This is a genomic window from Gemmatimonadota bacterium, from assembly GCA_009838645.1.
GTDB lineage: Bacteria > JAAXHH01 > JAAXHH01 > JAAXHH01 > JAAXHH01 > JAAXHH01.
The window spans coordinates 87,502-106,419 of sequence record VXRC01000047.1 but is presented as its reverse complement, the minus strand read 5'-3'; the positions used below and the strand labels follow the sequence as shown (position 1 = coordinate 106,419).

Below are 18,918 nucleotides of genomic sequence, written 5' to 3'. Positions count from 1 at the left end.
ATGGCCCTGCGAATAGGTCTGGACGATCACCTCCCCGCCCAGCTCTCCCCGCCCGGTCCGTCCGGCCACCTGCGTCAGCAACTGAAAGGTCCGCTCGCTGGCCCTGAAATCCGGGAGGTTGAGCGACGTGTCGGCCGAGATGACGCCCACGAGCGTCACGTTCGGGAAGTCGAACCCCTTGGCCACCATCTGCGTGCCGAGCAGGATGTCCGCCTCGCGGTTCAGCACGCGGTGGAAGATGTCCTGGTGGGAACCTTTCCGCGACGTGGTGTCCATGTCCATGCGGACGATGCGGGCGTCCGGAAACCGCTCCTTCAGTTCCTCCTCGACGCGCTGGGTGCCGACGCCCCGGTATCCGATCGACCTGGAACGGCACTTGGGGCAGACCTCCGGCGCCTGGTCCCTGTGGTCGCAGTAGTGGCACCGCATGAACAGGCTGTCGGCGTGGTAGGTCATCGTCACGCTGCAGTTGGGACAGGACACGGACAGTCCGCAGTCGTAGCACTGGACGAAGGGCGAGAATCCGCGGCGGTTCAGGAACAGTATGATCTGCTCCTTCCGTGCGAGCCGGTCCTTGATCCGGTCGGCCAGGGGAGCGGAGAAAATCGAAAAGCGCCCCAGCCTGCGTTCCTCCCGCATGTCCACGATCCGCACGCCCGGCAGGGGCCGCCGGTCCACCCGCTCGGTCAGGCGGCAGCATTCGAATTTGCCGGTCTGCGTATTGGCGTAGGTCTCCAGGGAAGGCGTCGCGCTGCCCATGACCGTCACGGCGTTCACCGTGCGCGCTCGGACGACCGCCACGTCCCGCGCATGATAAAGCGGGGGATCGTCGAACTGCTTGTAGGACGGTTCGTGTTCCTCATCGATGACGATCAGGCCGAGATTGGACAGCGGCGCGAACACGGCGGACCGGGCGCCGACGACGATGCGGTAGTCCCCGGCGCGGGTCCGCCGCCAGGAGTCGTACCGCTCTCCCGGGGACAGGCCGCTGTGCAAAACGGTCACAAGATCGCCGAAATGGGCGCGGAACTGCCGCACTGCCTGCGGGGTCAGGGCGAGTTCCGGCACGAGCACGATGGCCGACCGGCCCGCTTCCAGGGTCTTTTCTATGGATTTTACATAGACGTGCGTCTTCCCGCTGCCGGTGACGCCGTAGAGCAGCAGGGACTTGAACGCGCCCCGGCCGATGGCGCCGTGGATCGCCCGCAGCGCCTCGGCCTGCTCCGCCGTGGGATCGACCTTTACCGGTTCGGGCAGTACGGCGTCCCGGTAGGGGTCGCGTATCGTCTCCACCTCCCGGAGCGACACCAGGCCCTTTTTCTCCAGTCTCCGCACCACGGCCCGTTCGATCCGGCCCAGGTGACGGAGCTGCTCCGTGGTCAGCCGGCCACCGTGCCGCGCCAGGAGGTTGATGCAACTGGCCTGCCGGGTCGCGCGGGGGATCAGCCTGGTCACGATCCGGTCCGCCTCCTCCTTCGGCGGGATCAGTTCGACCCAGGTCTCGTACCGGATGCCCGGACCGGTGCCGGTATCTCCGATCGAAATCGTTACCAGGCCCTTCGCTTCGAGGCCGCGAAGGGCCGCGAAGGGCTGCCGGATGCGGGTCCTGCGCCGGAGGCTCGACAGGGTGACGGCGCCCTGTTCCGGAACCCGGGCAAGCAATTCGGCCTGCCGGGGCGCGGCGCGGCGGAGCCGGTCCATGCACTCGGGGGGACACGGTTCGTCCCGTCTGACGACCTGTTCGCTTTCCGACAACAGGCCCGCGGGCAGGGCGGCCTTGATCGCTTCGCCCCACGGGCAGAGATAGTACCGGCCGATCCACCGCGTGAGCTCGAGCAGCGAGGCGTCCAGGACCGGCTCGTTGTCGAGGACGTCCAACAGCGGCCTGTACCGCTGCACGGGACAGGTGTCCGAAAGCGCCGAGATGACGCCGGTCATCCTGCGGTTCGTGAAGGCGACGGACACCCTGCGTCCCGGCAGGGCCGTGTCGAGGAGATTGTCCGGAATGCTGTAGGAGAATACCTGGTCGACCGGTAGAGGGAGGGCTATTTCGGCAAACCGGACGGAAGCCGCCATAGGCTGTAACCGCCGTTTCAATAAACCCGATAGAGCTGATACCTGCCATAGCCGTCGAAGTCGACGAAGACGAAACTACGGCTTATGTTGTTGTAGTGCCATACCTGGTACGGATGGGAGTAGGACCGGTCCCAGGTGTGCCGCTCCACCTCGTCCGGCGGACCGTAGACGATATAGACCCGGCCCTGGTCGCTGCGCCAGCCTTTCCGGAGTCCGTCGTCGAAGTTTTCGTTCGCGTACGCGATCCGCCTGTAATAGGTGATCATGTGTTCGTTCCGGTCCGTTCCCGGCGTGGGGTCCCGGCGTTTCCAGAACGTCTCCAGGGCGACTTTCTGTTCTCCCGCGGGCGCGTCCCTGTACTTCTTCAGCGTATCCAACTCGTCGTTCTTGGCGATATACCTCAACTGCTCGGTGATCTCCCTGAAGTTCCTGGCCGTCGACAGGGGCAGCAGGAACTGCCAGGTGATGTGGAATTCCGATTTGGCCTTCGCCCGGTTTCGAACGGCGCGGTCATCGACTTCGATTTCGAGGGTGTACACCCCCTGGGGCAGGTCGCTGGTATCGAACCGGCCGCTGTACGCGCCGATATGGCCCTGCCGTTCCAGGGGTTCCTCCCGGTCCAGCATCACCTTGCCCGACGGCGACTTGATCTTGTATACCGCCGACAGCGGCTGTTGCGCCTCTCCGTCCGCGTCCGAGTACACCTCGTAGTAGATGTACATGTCGGTATGGTCTTCGCCGAAGGCCCGGGTCAGGTTGGGAACGATCCGGATGCCCCTGCGTTCCAGGCCGACGTTGGAGGACCCTTCCAGGACCAGTCCGGCGAACTGGATGTCGCTTACGCTCAGCCTGTCCCTGAAGTAATCGGGCACCTCGAAAGGTCTGGCCATGTCATGCTGGCTGCCGGTATCCTGGTCGTAGAGCTTGATCTCGAGATCATACTTGCCCGGGGGAAGGTAGGTGGTGTACAGTTTTGCGCGGGAATGGTCCATCACCCGCATCTCGACTTCCGAATCCACCAGGACCGAATCCCGGATGGTCTCGGCGGTAACCTGGTAATCGTCATCGTCGATCACGATCAGCGAGAGTTCGAAACGGGCGGCGTAGCGGTCCCCGGACCGGACGAAACTGAACAGTTCGTTCGAAAGGCGGTAGTAGCAGTCGACACGCGTGCTGTCCACCGTATCGCCGCGCGAGGTGACGATGTCCACCACGGCGAGGCTCGGGTTGATCCTGCCCGACTGATCCGGAACGCGGTCCGCCGGAGCCGCTGCCGGAGCGGCGAGCACGGTTACGGCCGGCACCGCGAGCAGCATCGCGAGCCCTGAAAACACCTTGATCCACCTTCCAGCGCCGAACATCGAACCTCCACTGCGCGTAAAATAGGCACGCGGCCTTGCCCGCGCGGACCTCGATCGAAAACGCCCGCCAAAGCGCCTTCCCTGGTGCCTTGATAGAGTTGTGTCGGGGTTTACCATGCAATATATTTGCATTTCGTCGACCCGCAAAAGTATTATTTGCATCCGCGCGCGTCGCGCATTCGCGTCAACGTTCCTTATAGTATTGAATACAAATGCATCGATTCAGTTCCCCGTATCGACTTGCCCTTCGGCGAAACGGGCGTGACGGTTCATCGGGAAACGAGGTCCGCGGCATGAAGAAAGGATGGCAGTGTGCCTAAAACGAAGGTCGGTTTCATCGGTGGGGGCGGTATCGCCCGCGAACACATGAAATACCTGTCCGGAATGGACGACGTGGAATTGGCGGCGGTCGCGGACATCAGCGCCGGCGCCCTGGATACCTGCCGGGAAATGTACGACATACCCCACTGCTTCGAGGACTACCGGGAACTGCTGGCAATGGACTCGATCGACGCGGTTACCGTGGGCACGCCGAACAGCACCCATTGCGAACCGACCATCGACGCGCTCCGGGCCGGCAAGGACGTCCTGGTGGAGAAACCCATGGCCATCACGGCGGAAGAGGCCGCGGAAATGGTTAAGGAGAGCCGGGACACGGGCCGCCTCCTGGTGATCGGTTTTCAGCACCGGTTCGCGCCCGAGGCCCGGATGCTCAAGCGCTTCATAGACCGGGGAGAATTCGGTAAGATCCTGTACGGACGTTGTCTGGCCCTCCGCCGCCGCGGGATACCGAACTGGGGCGTCTTCGGCCGCAAAGACCTTCAGGGCGGGGGCGCGTTGATCGATATCGGCGTGCACATGATCGAAGCGGCCCACTATCTCATGGGCTCTCCCCAGCCCGTAAGCGCCTTCGGAAGCGCCTACACTTACCTGGGAGACCGGCCCAGCGACACGGTTTCCATGTGGCCCGACTGGGATCACGAGACGTACTCGGTCGAGGACCTGGCGGTGGGGATGATCCGGTTCGACAACGGCGCCACGCTCTCCGTGGAGGCTTCCTTCGCGGCGCATATCGGAAAGGGAGAATGGACGTTCTCGCTGATGGGCGAAAAAGCCGGTGGGCAGTTCCTTCCTCCCCGGGTCTTCAAGGACCAGTCCGGCACCATGATCAACATCAAGCCGGACTACCTACCCGATATGGATGGTTTCCGCTTCAAGATGGAACATTTCATCGACTGCGTGCGGACCCGGAAACCGTCCGAGGCGCCGGGTGAGCACGGCCTCCTCGTGCAACAGATATTGAACGGCATCTACCGGTCCGCCGAAACGGGCCGTGAAGTGCCCATTGAACCCTTGATCTGAGCCGCTGGAACCTGGCGTGCCGGCGCGCCGCTTTAGCCTCGCCACGATATGCCGGGAGGATATGCGTTGTTCACCGACGATCAGTGGTCCTGCTGGGACGAAAACGGCTACGTGATCATACCCGATGCCGTACCCGCCGCTCACCTGGAAGCCACGATTTCCGCCATCGCCGCGTTCCTGGACCTGGACCCCCGCGATCCGGAGACCTGGTACGCCGATCCGCCCCGCCGTCTCGGTTTCGTCGAAATGTACCATCACCAGGCGATGTGGGACAACCGGCAGCATGAGCGGGTATACGAGGCGTTCAAGACCCTGTGGAACGAGGAGAAGCTGTGGGTGAGCATCGACCGGGCCAACATGACGCCGCCGGAACGGGAAGACCGGCCGCACGGGTTCAAAGAGTCACTGATTCACTGGGACATGGACACGTCGGCCCATTCCGAGACTTTCAAGGTCCAGGGCGTGCTGTACCTGACAGATACGGACGCGGACCAGGGCGGCTTCCAGTGCGTGCCGGGGTTCCACAAACGGTTCTTCGAATGGGTGAAGACCCAGCCTTCCGACCGCGATCCCATGCGGCCGGACATGACTGGGCTGGAACCGGTCGCCATCCCCGGCAAGGCCGGCGACCTGCTCATCTGGCACAGCCTGCTGCCCCACGGGAACAGCCGCAACACTTCCGACAGGCCCCGCTGGTGCCAGTACATTTCAATGAGCCCGAGCGTGAAGGATGATGAAAGCCACCGGCAACACCGCATCTCGCTCTGGAGGAACCGCATGAACCCGGACGCCTTCCCGGGCGATCCGCGCGGCTTCGAGCGCCGAAGCGGTCCCGCGCGCCTCACCACGCTGGGACGCCGGCTGCTGGGCCTGGACCGCTGGGGGTAAAGCCCTGGTTCGGGGACCGGAACGAGTACGCCAGGAGGCCGGGCAGGACCTAGTCCTTGTTCCCGCCGCAGGACTCCCGGACGATGAGGCGGGAGTGGAGCGTGACCTGCTCGGCCGAATCTGCTCCGCCGATCTTGCGCAGCAGCAGATTCATCGCCGTCCCCGCTATTTCCTGATAGGGGACGGCCATCGTGGTCAGCGCAGGCGAAAGGTAGGCCGATACATCAATATCTCCAAAACCCACCACGGCCACGTCTTCCGGTATACGAAGCCCCCCGTCCCGCAGGCCGCGGCAAATGCCGATCGCCGTGTAATCATCCCTGCAGAGCAAGGCGGAGAACCGATCCCGCAGGTTCAGTCCCTGGATATATCCGCCTTCGCCGCGGCTGCCCAGGGGCGGGATGATCTCATGGGGCAGGTCGTTGTCCCCCATCGCCCTGCAGTACCCTCTTCCCTTGGACGAAACCGGGCTTTCGAGGTCCAGGTTCCGGCCGATGTACCCGATCCGCCGGTGGCCCAGTTCGATCAGGTGGTTCGTCGCGTGATAGAAGTCGGCCTCGAGATCCAGCACGACACCGCTGATATGCTCCGTGGGATAGTGGTACGTCACCACGGGTATGTGGTTCCGCACCATGTCCCGTATCCGGTCCGATTCCCCCCGGTCGCCCCGCGTGTTGATCAGGAGCCCGTCCACGCCCCTTGAGATCAACTGCCGGATCTGCATGCCCTGGTCGTCCTGCGAAGACCGGGAAGTCCGGTTCACGGCCATGCCCATCAGCAGTTGATAGTGTTCTCGCTCGGCCGCCCTGAGAATCTGTTCCGTCTGGTTTCCGTACGTTTCAAGGGAGATCTGGTAGGTGAGCAAGCCCAGCGTGCCCGTCTTGCCCGTTACGAATCCCTGCGCCATCAGATTGGGCGTATACTGCATCTCGTCCGCGGTCTGCTTCACGAGCATCCGGGTCTTCTCGCTGACGAGATAGGCCGCGCTGCGGGACAAGGCCCGCGAGACCGTGGAGTGGGAGATCCCCAGTCTCTGCGCAATGTCCTTGATGGTGACCTGCTTGACTCTCATGGACCGATCCGATCTAACCGAGGGCCGATCTGTCATTGACTGCAATTCCACTGCGGAACGGACCGGCCGGAACGGGCCGTGACCGCGCAGGAATCCAGAACGGCCGAGTTAGGACGTGAACGCACGGGTTGGGATGATGAAACGCGTTTTCGAATCAGTACGCCAGCAGAGAAAGACACCACCCATAAAGATAAAATGGGGCGGTTCCGTGTCAAGGACGTTGAAATCGCGGGCGCAAGGACCGGCGGCGCAAGGACCGGCGGCGCAAGGATGGGCGGCAACCGGTAGGACGGCGGCGGCGAAACGACGGACCTTGCGCGGGTCACCACGGCATCGCGGTGGGGTCCACGGCGCCGGATCCGCAGGATTCCCTTACGATCAGATTGGACGCAAGCACGATCTGACACGCTACCTCGCGGCCCTCGAGGATCTTCACCATCAGTTCCATCGCCGCGCGCGCGATTCCCCTGGTGGGCGTCGACAGCGTCGTAAGCGCGGGGGTCACGAATGCCGATACGTCCGAATCTCCGTTGCCCACGATGGCCACGTCGTCGGGCACGCGGATCCCCGATTCACCCAGGCCGCGGTATACGCCGATGGCCGTGTAGTCGCTGCAGCACAGGAGGGCGGTGAACCGGTCCTTCACCTCCCTGGACAGCCGGTAGCCGGATTCCGTCTGCTGGCGGCCGACGGGCAGGCAAACGGGGTGGAGACCGTGTTCGGTCATGGCCTTGAAATACCCCCTGCCCCTGGCGGCGTCATGACCGGTGCCTTCCCAGTTTTCGCCAAGGTACCCGATGCGCCGGTGACCCAGCGCAATCAGATGCTCCGTTGCCCGGTGGAACCCCGCCGTGTAGTCCAGCACCACGCCGGGGAAACCCCGGGCGGGATAGTGAAAAGTCACTACGGGCACCCGGTCGTCGACCGCGGCCAGGATACGCTCCGACTCTCCCTCGTCGCCCATGGTCTGGACCAGGAGTCCGTCAATGCCGCTTGATATGAACTGCTCCATCTGCGCGGCCTGGCCGGTCTCCGGAGACGAGGAGCCCCATTCGGCGGACATGCCCACCAGGAGCCGGTAGTTCCGTTCGTCCGCGGCCCTCAGGAAACTTTCGATCTGCGTGCCGGCCTGCTCCTGGTAGCTTTCGCCGGCCAGCAGGCCCAGCGTGCCCGTCCTGCCCGTGGCAAATCCCTTGGCCAGCAGGTTGGGCCGGTAGGAAAACTCCTCGGCAACCTGTTCCACCCGCCGGCGGGTTTCCACGCTCACCATGTGCGACTTGTTCCGGGACAGGGCGCGAGAGACCGTGGTGTGGGAGACGCCCAGCGTCTTCGCGATGTCCTTGATCGTCACCCGCTTCTTTCTCATCGGCCCTTCCGCGCCGGTTTCCCGGACGTGTTACGGGCAGCCGGTTATCCGTCTGAAGTCCGGAAACGGCGCCCGTTTTGCAGATTTGAGCGGCGCATTACACACGTTTGCAAAACCGAATTTGGTCAGGCCCGGTGCGCGTGTCAATCAGTTTTTTCTGAGGTGGGGTCTTATCCCGAGCCGCAGGATTCCCGGACGGTAAGATAGGGTTCGAAGACGCTCCGCCGCGGGGCGGGGAGGCCGTGGATCTGGTGAAGGATGACCTGTATCGCCAGGGCGGCCATGTCCTCGAAGGGAATGGAAAGCGTAGTCAGGGATGGCCTGACGTAAGCCGAGACCTCGCTGTTTCCGAAACCGGTTACCGCCATGTCGTCGGGAACCCGCACGCCGGATTCGATCAGTCCCCTGCTGACGCCGAGGGCCGTGTAGTCAGAGCAACATACAATGGCCGTGTACCGGCCGCGCAGCGCCCTGCCCAGGTTGTATCCGGATCGGGCGCTTCCGGTTTCGACAGGAACGATGCGGGGTGTCAGTCCGTGCCTGCCCATCGCGCCGCGGTAGCCCTTTACATGGGACCGCGGACCGCCCGAGCCGATCGGGTCTTCACCGAGGAAGCAGATCCGTTCATGGCCGAGCCCGATGAGATGTTCGGTCACAGCCTGCATGCCCGGAGCCGGGTTCAGTAGCACGCTCGAGACATCGTCCACGGCGTATCCAAAGGCCGCTACGGGCAGTTTGCCTCCCGCTGCATGGACGATCCGGGCCGACTCGCTTACGTCACCGAGCGCCTGGACCAGGATGCCGTCTACGTCGCGGGCCTTCAGATGCATGAACTGCTCGGCCTGTGCGGACCGTTCGACACTTTCGATTTTCCCGGAAGATGCCCTCCGGCTCGAGACCGCCGCGACCAGCACCTGGTAACCTTCTCGAGCGGCGGCCCGCACCAGGTGATTGATCTGCCTACCGGTGAATTCCTGGCCGATCCGGTTGGTCACCAACCCCAGGACGCCTTCCGTTCCCTGCACGAAAGCCTGGGCCAGGAGATTGGGCGAATAGTTCATCTCCGCCGCGGCCCGCCTCACGAGCAGACGCGTCTGTTCCTTTACGAGGTGGGACGTGCGGGGAGACAGCGCCCTCGAGACCGTGGAGTACGAAATACCCAGCCGCCTGGCGATGTCCTTGATCGTGACCGGCCTGTTCCTCAAGGGGCTGGCTCCCGTGGCTGCGCGCGGCACACAACGGCGGGCTGAATCAATGTCCTGTCCATCCAGCGCACACGTGTGCTTATTTGGCTGTGACGACACACTGGTTTATGGGTACGGCATCTCGATTGCATTTTGGGTGATCCGGGTCTGCGGTGTGGGTATCCTGCAGTGGGTGTCCTTCAAAGGTAGATTCACGCCAGGACGCTTGTCAAGCGGCAAGGTGGACGCGCGCCCGGCCGCCCCTTGGCCCGCCGCGAATAAAACTGTGGCGTACCTTTCCCATCGGATGGTATCTTCTTTTCCGTGAAACCCGGTTCATCCAGTCCTTTCCAACTCGAAACCGAACTCAGACGCGATCTGGGCGTGGTATCCGCCACGACCATCATCGTCGGCGGTATTATCGGTTCCGGCATCTTCGGCGCGCCGGCGGGCATTGCCCAGCAACTCGGCAACCCCGGCCTGTTCCTCCTGGTATGGATTTTGGGCGGGGCGCTGGGTTTCGCCGGAGCCCTGTGCTTCGCCGAACTCGGTACCATGATGCCCCGGAGCGGCGGGCAGTTCGTCTACCTCAACGAGGCCTTCCCGCCCATCATCGCCTTCCTTTACGGATGGGTGGAGTTCGTGCTGCTCCAGAGTGCCGGCATGGCCGCCATCGGCGCCATATGCACCAGCTATATGGGGTATTTCATCCCGGCGATTTCGTCCCAGATCACCGTGCTGGAACTCGGTCCCCTGAACATCTCTTCCCAGCAGGTCGCCGTCTGGGCGCTGATCCTGTTCCTCTGCTATGTCAATTACGTCGGCGTCCGTTTCGGCGGACTCGTGATGAACCTGACGACCTTCGCCAAGGTAACGGCCCTGGTCGGCCTGGCGATGCTGGCCGCCTGGATCGGCGGAAACAGCGAGCACTTCGTTCCGCTGGTGCCGCCGGACATCGACTTCAGCATCCTGGCCGTGCTCGGACCGGCGATGATCGGCGGGCTCTTCGCCTACCAGGGCTGGGTCAACACCAACATGGTCGTGGGGGAAGTGAAGGACCCCCAGCGTATCCTGCCCCGGGTGATCTTCTTCGGCCTGGGCCTTTGCACGCTCGTTTACCTCGCGGTCAACTGGTCCTATCTGTACGTCCTGAGCATTGACGAAATCGCGGCCTCCGAGCGTGTGGCGGCCGACGCGGCGAGCCGGCTGATCGGCCCCGTGGGCGCGTCGCTGATCTCGGCGGCCGTCATGATCTCGACCTTCGGCACCATGAACGGCACCATGATCATCACCCCCCGGATTCCCTATGCCATGGCGAGAGCGGGCCTGTTCTTCAAGTGGTTCACCCACGTCCACCCCCGGTTCCGGACGCCGTCCCGCGCCGTCGTGGCCATGTCGATCATGGGATTCGTGTGGACCTTCCTGGGCGGCTTCCAGGCCATCATCAACGCCTTCGTCTACATCGTCTACCTGTACTACGGGCTCAACGTCCTCGCCCTCATCGTGCTCCGGCGCAAGCATCCGGACGCGCACCGTCCGTACAAAGTCCCCGGCTATCCCTACGTGCCGGTGCTGTTCCTGGTGGTGGTGGCGTGGGTCGTGGTGACGGTCGTCACCCAGAACTTCCTGCAGGCGCTGCCCGGACTGGGATGCCTGGGCCTGGGGGCCGTGGTTTACCTGGTCTGGTTCCGGAAAGCCTGACGGATTCTTTTACCCCGTCGGGCGCTTCCCCTCCCTGAATCCCGCCGCGAACAGAATCAAGACCAGAATGACAAGGGCGGCGGGCAGGATCCAGAATACCTGCCAGTCCGACAGGCTGAGGCTCCCCGTCGAACCGAGAAAGGCATTGTAGACCCGGCCGGCGATCTGGGCGCCGATCAGCATGCCCAGTCCGCTGGAAACGAGGACGAACAGCCCCTGGGCCTGCCCCCGGTTCGCGGGTGTCGCCTGCTGGTCCATGTAGACGTGGGCAGTCACGAAGAAGAAGTCGTAGCAGATGCCGTGGAGGATGATCCCCGTGACGATCAGGGTCCACAGGGCGTCTGGCGCGCCGAGGGAGAACAGCCCGTACCGGACGATCCAGGCGGCCATGGCGATCAGCAGCATCCGCTTCACGCCGAGGCGCCGGAAGAAGAAGGGCATGCACAGCATCAGGAACACCTCGGAAAACTGGCCCAGGGTCTGTGTGCCCGCGATGTTCGTGAATCCCGTCGCGCCGAGGTAGATCTGCGTGAAGTTGTAGTAGAAGGCCAGCGGGATGCAGAGGAGAAGGGCGCTCAGGATGAACAGGTAGAACGACCGGCTTCCCAGTTCCTGCAGGGCGTCCAGCCCGATCACGGACCGCAGCGACGCCTTCCTCCCCGCGGCGGCCGGCGGCGTCCGGCCGAGTGTGAAGCTGTACAGTCCCATGACCAGGCCGGCGACCCCCGTCGTGTAGAGCGGCCAGGCCGTCTCCTCAGGTATGACCCCGCCCGTGAACAGCCCCAGGACGAAGCTGATGAAGAGTCCCGCCGCGATCCAGCCTACCGTGCCGAACACGCGGATCAGCGGATACTGCGCTTCCCGGTCCTCGACCCGGTGAAAGGTGATGGCGTTCACCAGGCCCAGGGTCGGCATGTAGCAGATGTTGTAGGCCAGCAGGAGGAGGATGAAGAGGAACGGCGAATCCACGGCCCGGGGAACGAGCAGCATGACACCGCCCGCGAGAATGTGCAGCCAGCCGAGGATCCGTTCCGGCGCGAAATAGCGGTCCGCCACCAGGCCCAGGAAGAAGGGGGAGATGATCGCGGCCACCGGGTTCACCGTGTAGGGCCAGTGGGTCAGGTCTCCCATCCCGTGGGCGCTCATGTAGACGGCGATCGTCGTGAACCAGGCCCCCCAGATGAAGAACTGGAGGAACATCATGAGACAGAGGGATGGGGACATGGAATCCTGGTTCTATGGGCCGGCGGCGGACACCAAGACTACCTGACCTTGTAGCCGTAGCCTACGGCGATCCACGCCTTGACCGGATGCTGCCTCAGGGTGGCGGGATGATATCTGGAAGCGTAGATCTTTTGGAGCAGCAGATCGTCGATCTCGGCGTACCCGGTCGATTCGATCATGGTGGCGTCCACGACCTCCCCTTGTTCATCGATCAGCAGCTCGAACCGGACGATGCTGTCCTTAACGTGGCGCAGATTACGCGGGATTTCCCTCCGGGAGATGCTCATGTTGAGGCGGCGAGGTATAGGCGGCGTGTCGTATTTCCAGGTTCCGTCGCCCCCTTCGCCGAGTCCGCCCGTACCGCCGCTCCCGCTTCCCCCTTCGACGCCTCCCGCGACGCCCGATCCTGCCATCCCCGTCTCGTCGCCGGGGTCGCTTTCGGTATCCATGGCGACAGCCACGGCCCTTTCCATCTCCTCCTGTGAAGCGATTTCGTGCTCCTCGGCGATCAGGCTGTCGTCGATCGGTTCGGGTATCCCCACGACCACGGGAACGGGCACGCCCTGGCTCATGATGTCATCACCGGGATCCTCCGGCGGCTCGAGCCGTCCGGGCCGGCCGCCGCCCTGCTCCGACGTGAGCAGCCTGGCCGGATCGATGAGGTCGATCAGGTGATCTGGATAGGGCAGGATCTCAAGCTCCACCATGGGCTCGAAGTCGATCTGACTGTATACATAGATGCCACCTGCGGCGAAGAAATGCAGGAAGGCGGCAAACCAGACCCCGGCGCCGAGAAACCGGCGCGAAAACCGCTTCAGCGGGTGGGGAACCAGATCTTCGAACTCGTACCGTTCGAGGTACTGTCCGATCCGGTGTGCGTACTGTACGGGCCATGCGGACCGCGCGAACCATGCAAACCATGCGGTCTGTTCGGACCGTGCAAATCGCCTGTTCATGGGAGGTCATCTCGGGGGCCGGCCGCGAAGGCCCGACAGGAGAAAACTGACGGCTCGGGTTATGCTCATAAGTTCCACCGCGCCTGTCGCACTGTCAAGGTTTTTGCCCGTGTCGAAAGGGCGCCGTAACCCCGCTGGCCGCAACCATAAAACGCTTGACAGGGACCCACCCCGGTTTCATCATGCCTTACGTTTTCAGGTTCGTCCCGCATTGCCGGGGGAACCGGTATCCGCTGCTGTTTCCACGTAATCACGACGGTGTTCATCCCACGGTCATCCGGACCGGGCGTCACGGGTGGCCGTGATGCCGTTTACCGGACGGGGATCATGCTCATGAGAAATCCGGCGACTAATACAAAACACCTCCTGACCGGCCTGCTGCTTCGCGGTCTCCTCGGTGTACCGGCCGGCCTGCTGCTCTGCGGTCTCTTCGGCGGAACGGGCGGACTGGCCGGATTGGCCAAACCGGGAGGACTGGCCGGATTGGCTGGACTGGCCGGTCCTGCCCTCCCGGGCGGCCAGGTCCACGCCCAGGAAGAAGAAATTACTCTGGAGATGACCACGGAAGCGGGGACCATCGAAATCGTCCTCGACCCGGTCCGCGCACCGGTTACCGTGGCGAATTTCATGCGGTACGTGGATGCCGGACAGTACAACGGCGGGGTGTTCCACCGGACGGTGACCATGGACAACCAGCCGAACAACGACGTGAAGATCGAGGTGATACAGGGCGCCGTAAACCCCGATTACCGGGACGACAGCTATCCGCCCAACAGCGGAATCGATCCGATTCCCCTCGAACGGACTTCCGCGACCGGACTGAAGCACGTCGACGGGGCCATCTCCATGGCGCGCATGGGTCCGGACACGGCAACCTCCGGGTTCTTCTTCTGCATCGGCGACCAGCCCGAACTGGATTTCGGCGGCAAGCGCAACCCGGACGGACAGGGATTCGCCGCATTCGGCCGGGTGACCCGGGGCATGGACGTGATCCGAAAGATCCAGGTGTCCCCCCGCGAAAACCAGCGTCTCACGCCGCCGGTCGTGATCACCAAAGTGGAAAGAAAGACCAGGTAGGCAGCACGGTCAGGATAACCACGGACAGGACAACCACGGACAGGACAACCACGGACAGGAGCGTTTCATGGCCGACCGCGTTGAGCGACCGGAATCCTTCTTCGGCTTCCGGCTCGGCGACGACCGCAAGATGGCCCGCTGGGACCGCATCGCGGAGTATTTCTACCTGCTGAACCAGCAGAGCGAGGACATCCGCGTGGTCAACCTGGGTCCCACGACGGAGGGCAACCCCTTCCTGCTGGCCATCATCACCTCCGCGGAGAACCAGGCCAGGCTGGAGGAGCTCCGGGAAGTCAACGGGCGAATCGCCGATCCGAGGGGCCTTTCCGATGCCGAAATCGACGGCCTGGTGCAGGACGGCAAGGTCATCGTCTGCCAGTCCATGAGCCTCCACGCCAATGAGATTGCCGCGACGCAGATGGCGCCCCAACTCGCCTACGACCTGGTGACGGGCGAAGACGAGGCCACGAAGCACATCCTGGAAAACGTCATCTTCCTGATGGTGCCCTGCTTCAATCCGGACGGCCAGCTCATGGTGACCGACTGGTACAACGAGCACCTGGGCACGGAATACGAGGGATGCGACCTGCCCTGGCTGTATCACCGGTACTGCGGACACGACAACAACCGGGACGCCTTCATGCTGAACCTGGTGGAATCGAAGTACATGGCCCGGATCATGTTCCAGGACTGGCATCCCCACGTCTTCCAGGACCATCACGAGATGGGCGGCTATCAGCCCCGCCTTTTCGTCTGCCCCTACTGCGAACCCATTCATCCCCACGCCGACCCGCTCGTATGGCGCGAGATCAACTGGTACGGGGCCCACATGGTCTACAAGCTGGAGGAAGCGGGCCACAAGGGTGTCATCAGCGGCGCCATGTTCCCGGCCTGGTACCACATGGGGTTTCACTGGCTCGGCAACTACCACAACATCGCGAGCCTGCTTTCCGAAACGGCCCAGGCCAAACTGGCCAGTCCCCTCTACGTGCATCCCCATCAGCTCAGGGGCGAGGACGGGAACACCCTGCACACGCTGCCCCATTACAAGCCGCAGACCAATTTCCCGAATCCGTGGCCGGGGGGATGGTGGCGGCTGCGCGACATGGTGGACCAGCAACTCGTCGCAGCCAGGGGAATCATGGACATCGCGGCCCGGTGCCGGGAAACGGTGCTGCGGAACGCCGCGCAGAAGGCCCTGCATCAGACCCGGAGGGGCCGGGAGGACGATTCGGCGGGTTTCTTCATCCGCCCGGACCAGCACGATCCGGCGGTCGTGACCCACCTGGTGAACGCCCTGCTTCGCCAGGGCATCGACGTGCGGCGCACGCGGACCCGGGCGACGGTGGGAAGCCGGGTCTATCCCGCGGGTACCTGGTTCATATCCAACGCCCAGCCCAAGCGCGGCGTGATCAAGACGCTGCTGGAGCAGACCTTCTGGCCGGACGACGCCTGGGCGCGCAAGGCCGACGGCTCGCCCACCAGGATCTTCGACACAACGACGGACACGCTGGCGGAGATGATGGGCGTCCGCGCGGAACCGGCGGAAGTGCCCCACGCCGCCCTGGACGAGGATGCCCTGAACCTGGACGCCGTGACCGAACCGGCGCCGGCGAACGGTGCGGTGACCGGCGACGGCGCGCACGGCATGGCCATCGACCCTCGTTTTAACGCCGCCTTCGCCGCGGTCAACGCGGCCCTCGATGCGGGTGCGGAAGTCTGCCGTGCCACCGGTTCCCTTTCCGTGGGTGGCCAAGGCATGCCGGCCATGCCGCCCATGTCGGCCATGCCGGCTATGCCGCCCGGCGCCTTTATCGTCAGCGGGATCGACCAGGCGAGGTCCGAGGAAATCGTCCGGGCTGCCGGCGCCGCCGGCTACCGCCTCGAAGCACCGGTGGAAGGCGATCCCGTTGGGCCGCCGCGTATCGCCATGTACCAGCGGTACTGGGGCGGCAACATGCCCGAAGGCTGGACCCGCATGACGCTGGAACAGTCGGGTTTTTCCTATTGCTCCGTACGGGACGCCGATATCCAAGGCGATCTAAGCGACCTCTGCGACGCGTTCATCCTGCCCGACGACACGATGGACATGATGGCCGGCACGGAACAGGAGATCGAAAGACGCCTGAAGACCGTGCCCCAGCCCGAAAAGTACCGCAGCGCCCTGGGTGAATCGGAAATCGAGGCCATCGGCACCTTCGTGGAGAAAGGCGGTACGCTCGTGGCCGTCGGCCGCGCGTGCCGGCTTCCCATCGAGAAGTTCGGCCTCCATATCACCGACGTAACGGCCGGACTGCCGGAAAGCGCGTTCTTCTGCCCCGGTTCCATGCTGCGGATCCGGGTCGACAACACCCACCGGCTGGGATACGGAATGCCGGAGCGGGCCCTGGCCATGCACCGCGGCAGTCCCGTGTATTCGATCAACCCTTCCCATTTCAACGACCTGTACGAGGTGGTCGCCGCCTATCCCGAAAAAGACGTGCTCGAGAGCGGGTGGCTGATCGGAGAGGAACACATCGCCGGCAAGCCCGCCATGATCAGCGTACGCCACGGCGAAGGCCGCATCGTACTCTACGGATTCCAGGTTAATTTCCGCAACCAGACCCACGGCACCTTCAAGCTGCTCTTCAACGCGATGTACGGGAGCTGACACGCAATCGAGCGGAGAGGACACGCCCACCCCATGCCCATCGTCGATTTTCACAACCACGTCTATCCGCCCCGGTACGTCGAGGAGATCCGGAAGGGTCCCAGCGCGTACACGGTGACCGACGACGAAGACGGCAACCCGGTCCTGCACTCTCCCGGCGACTACAACATCCTGGTGCCCGGCCACCGGCTCATGGACGTGCGCGTGGAGGTCATGGACGAGGCCGGCGTCGACACCCACGTCATCACATTCACGGCGCCCGGCACGCTCATCGAGACGCCGGACCGGTCCGCCGAACTCAGCAGCAAGGTCAACGATCTTTTCGCCGAGATACAACAGGCGCATCCGGACCGTCTGCCGGCCCTGGCTACCCTTCCGCTGAACAAGCCGGAGGCCTGCGCCGCCGAGCTGGAACGGGCCGTCGGTTCGCTGGGTCTCAAAGGGGCGTGCGTGTACAGCAACGCCAACGGCGTGGCGCTCAGCGATCCTTGCTTCTGGTCCATGTACGAGATCGCGGACGATCGTGAAATGGCCGTCTTCATCCATCCCACCTTCCCCCTGGGCGTGGAGGCCATGAAGGACTACATGCTCATGCCCGCGGTGGGCTTTCTCATGGATACGACCCTGGCCACGGCCAGCCTGCTCTTCAGCGGCGTGGTGGAGCGCTTTCCGAACATTCGCTGGGTGCTGGGCCACCTGGGCGGCGCCGTGCCCTACCTCGCCGAGCGCTTCGACCGGTGCTACGAGGCCTTTCCGCAGTGCCGCGCCAACCTGGAGCACCATCCCACGGTCTACCTGAAGAACCAGTTCTACTACGACACGGTCAATTTCGACGTGGACGCGCTGCATTTCGCCCTGGGCTTCGCCGGGGTCGACCGTATCCTGGCCGGGAGCGACTATCCCCACCAGATCGGCAGCATGCCGAAGATGATCGAGAGCATCAACGCGATGGACCTTACCGAAGAAGACCGCGCCGCTATTCTGGGAGGGAATGCCGTTCGCCTGCTGGGGTTGTGACCGAATCGGCGGTGACCGGGCCGAACGATCCTCCTCGGCTGGCCGAACGAACCACCGCCGACCGGACCGAGGGCGGCGGCAACTCGATCAGTCGGAAACGGAAGTCATGGACCTGAAACTCCGTGGGAAAAGAGCGATCGTCACCGGCGGCAGCCGGGGCATCGGGCGTTGCTGCGCACTGGCCCTGGCCCGGGAGGGCGCCCGCGTGTGCGTCACGGCCCGGAACCGGGACCCGCTGGACGAGGTGGTCCGGGAAATCGAAGCGGCGGGCGGCGAGGGACACGCGGTCACGGGCGACCTGACCTCGCTGGACGACTGCCGCAAGGTGATCCGGGAGGCCGCAGACACCTTCGGCGGTATCGACATCCTCGTCAACTGCGCCGGAGCGGCCCGGGGAGGCGACATCCTGGAGCTACCCACGGAACAGATCGACGAGGGGCTGGCGCTCAAGGCCCACGGATACCTGCGGATGTCCCAATTGGTGATCCCGTACATGCAGAAGAACCGGTGGGGACGCATCGTCCACATCGCCGGCAGCGCGGGAACGAGCCCCGGTCGCGGCAACATCCCGCTGAGTGTCGCCAACATCGCCGTACTCAATTGCACGCGAGCCCTGACGGACGCGGTATCGGGAGACGGCATCCTGGTCAACGCCATTTGTCCCGGCATGACGAACACCAAGCGGGCCCGGGATCTGCAGCAGGCGGAGGCCGACCGGCAGGGCCGCGACGTCGAGGACCTGCTTCGCGAAGCCGGTGAGCGGCTTCCCGCCGGCCGCATTGCGGAACCGGAAGAGGTCGCAACCGTGGCGACTTTTCTCGCGTCCGAACCCTGTTCGTATGTCTTCGGCACCGCGGTCTACATGGATGGCGGGGAGCGCCGGGGCACGCCCTGATGCCGGCACACGCCTCAATGCCGTTCGGGCGGGCGCCCCGTAGCCGGGGCACGCCCTGATGCCGTTTGGGCCAGACCCTCTGCATCCGT

15 protein-coding genes are annotated in these 18,918 nt (G+C 64.0%); 8 read left to right on the top strand and 7 right to left on the bottom strand.

The annotated features are described in order from the left end of the window. Together priA and F4Y38_13460 are read right to left on the bottom strand one after the other, a co-directional pair. A partial coding sequence (priA, locus tag F4Y38_13465) for a primosomal protein N' (protein MXY50291.1) occupies positions 1-2,076 on the bottom strand: 2,076 nt, incomplete at its 3' end. A gap of 17 nt (positions 2,077-2,093) precedes the next feature. Then, the gene (locus tag F4Y38_13460; protein MXY50290.1) at positions 2,094-2,702 is read right to left on the bottom strand and encodes a GWxTD domain-containing protein; all 609 of its coding nucleotides are present in this window, start codon (positions 2,700-2,702) and stop codon (positions 2,094-2,096) included. A 1,047-nt stretch (positions 2,703-3,749) separates the two neighbouring features. Between F4Y38_13460 and F4Y38_13455 the strand changes: the two genes are divergently transcribed. Beyond that, positions 3,750-4,799 (top strand): Gfo/Idh/MocA family oxidoreductase, encoded by a 1,050-nt coding sequence (locus F4Y38_13455; protein ID MXY50289.1) that lies wholly within the window; start codon positions 3,750-3,752, stop codon positions 4,797-4,799. Between the two features lie 48 nt (positions 4,800-4,847). Then, a complete protein-coding gene (locus F4Y38_13450) occupies positions 4,848-5,687 on the top strand; it encodes a phytanoyl-CoA dioxygenase family protein (GenBank protein ID MXY50288.1) in 840 nt (279 codons plus the stop codon). Between the two features lie 49 nt (positions 5,688-5,736). On the opposite strand, the gene F4Y38_13445 is transcribed toward F4Y38_13450, so the two are convergent. Beyond that, on the bottom strand, positions 5,737-6,795 hold the full coding sequence (locus tag F4Y38_13445; protein MXY50287.1) for a LacI family transcriptional regulator: 1,059 nt from the start codon (positions 6,793-6,795) through the stop codon (positions 5,737-5,739). Between the two features lie 42 nt (positions 6,796-6,837). Here F4Y38_13445 and F4Y38_13440 point away from each other — a divergent pair, with 42 nt between their 5' ends. After that, the gene (locus F4Y38_13440; GenBank protein ID MXY50286.1) at positions 6,838-7,047 is read left to right on the top strand and encodes a hypothetical protein; all 210 of its coding nucleotides are present in this window, start codon (positions 6,838-6,840) and stop codon (positions 7,045-7,047) included. Positions 7,048-7,081: 34 nt separating this feature from the next. On the opposite strand, the gene F4Y38_13435 is transcribed toward F4Y38_13440, so the two are convergent. Together F4Y38_13435 and F4Y38_13430 are read right to left on the bottom strand one after the other, a co-directional pair. Further along, a complete protein-coding gene (locus F4Y38_13435; GenBank protein ID MXY50285.1) occupies positions 7,082-8,125 on the bottom strand; it encodes a LacI family transcriptional regulator in 1,044 nt (347 codons plus the stop codon). A 170-nt stretch (positions 8,126-8,295) separates the two neighbouring features. After that, positions 8,296-9,429 carry a LacI family DNA-binding transcriptional regulator gene (locus F4Y38_13430; GenBank protein MXY50284.1) on the bottom strand — a complete coding sequence of 378 codons (1,134 nt, stop codon included), beginning with the start codon at positions 9,427-9,429 and terminating at the stop codon, positions 8,296-8,298. A 192-nt stretch (positions 9,430-9,621) separates the two neighbouring features. On the opposite strand from F4Y38_13430, the gene F4Y38_13425 reads away from it, so the two are divergent. Next, a complete protein-coding gene (locus F4Y38_13425; protein ID MXY50283.1) occupies positions 9,622-11,010 on the top strand; it encodes an amino acid permease in 1,389 nt (462 codons plus the stop codon). Between the two features lie 9 nt (positions 11,011-11,019). Here F4Y38_13425 and F4Y38_13420 read toward each other — a convergent pair whose 3' ends face one another. Both F4Y38_13420 and F4Y38_13415 read right to left on the bottom strand, forming a co-directional pair. Beyond that, complete coding sequence (locus F4Y38_13420; GenBank protein ID MXY50282.1) at positions 11,020-12,234, bottom strand: nucleoside permease; 1,215 nt, start codon at positions 12,232-12,234, stop codon at positions 11,020-11,022. 38 nt (positions 12,235-12,272) lie between these two features. Continuing rightward, positions 12,273-13,190, bottom strand: a complete 918-nt coding sequence (locus F4Y38_13415; protein ID MXY50281.1) for a hypothetical protein — start codon at positions 13,188-13,190, stop codon at positions 12,273-12,275. A gap of 333 nt (positions 13,191-13,523) precedes the next feature. Between F4Y38_13415 and F4Y38_13410 the strand changes: the two genes are divergently transcribed. The 4 genes from F4Y38_13410 (at position 13,524) to F4Y38_13395 (ending at position 18,829) form a co-directional block, all read left to right on the top strand. Next, complete coding sequence (locus tag F4Y38_13410; protein ID MXY50280.1) at positions 13,524-14,267, top strand: peptidylprolyl isomerase; 744 nt, start codon at positions 13,524-13,526, stop codon at positions 14,265-14,267. A 67-nt stretch (positions 14,268-14,334) separates the two neighbouring features. Then, positions 14,335-16,917, top strand: a complete 2,583-nt coding sequence (locus F4Y38_13405) for a peptidase M14 family protein (protein MXY50279.1) — start codon at positions 14,335-14,337, stop codon at positions 16,915-16,917. 33 nt (positions 16,918-16,950) lie between these two features. Beyond that, a complete protein-coding gene (locus tag F4Y38_13400; GenBank protein ID MXY50278.1) occupies positions 16,951-17,934 on the top strand; it encodes an amidohydrolase in 984 nt (327 codons plus the stop codon). Continuing rightward, positions 17,909-18,829 carry an SDR family oxidoreductase gene (locus tag F4Y38_13395; protein MXY50277.1) on the top strand — a complete coding sequence of 307 codons (921 nt, stop codon included), beginning with the start codon at positions 17,909-17,911 and terminating at the stop codon, positions 18,827-18,829. Before F4Y38_13400 ends, F4Y38_13395 begins: the two co-directional genes overlap by 26 nt. Positions 18,830-18,918: the final 89 nt, after the last annotated feature.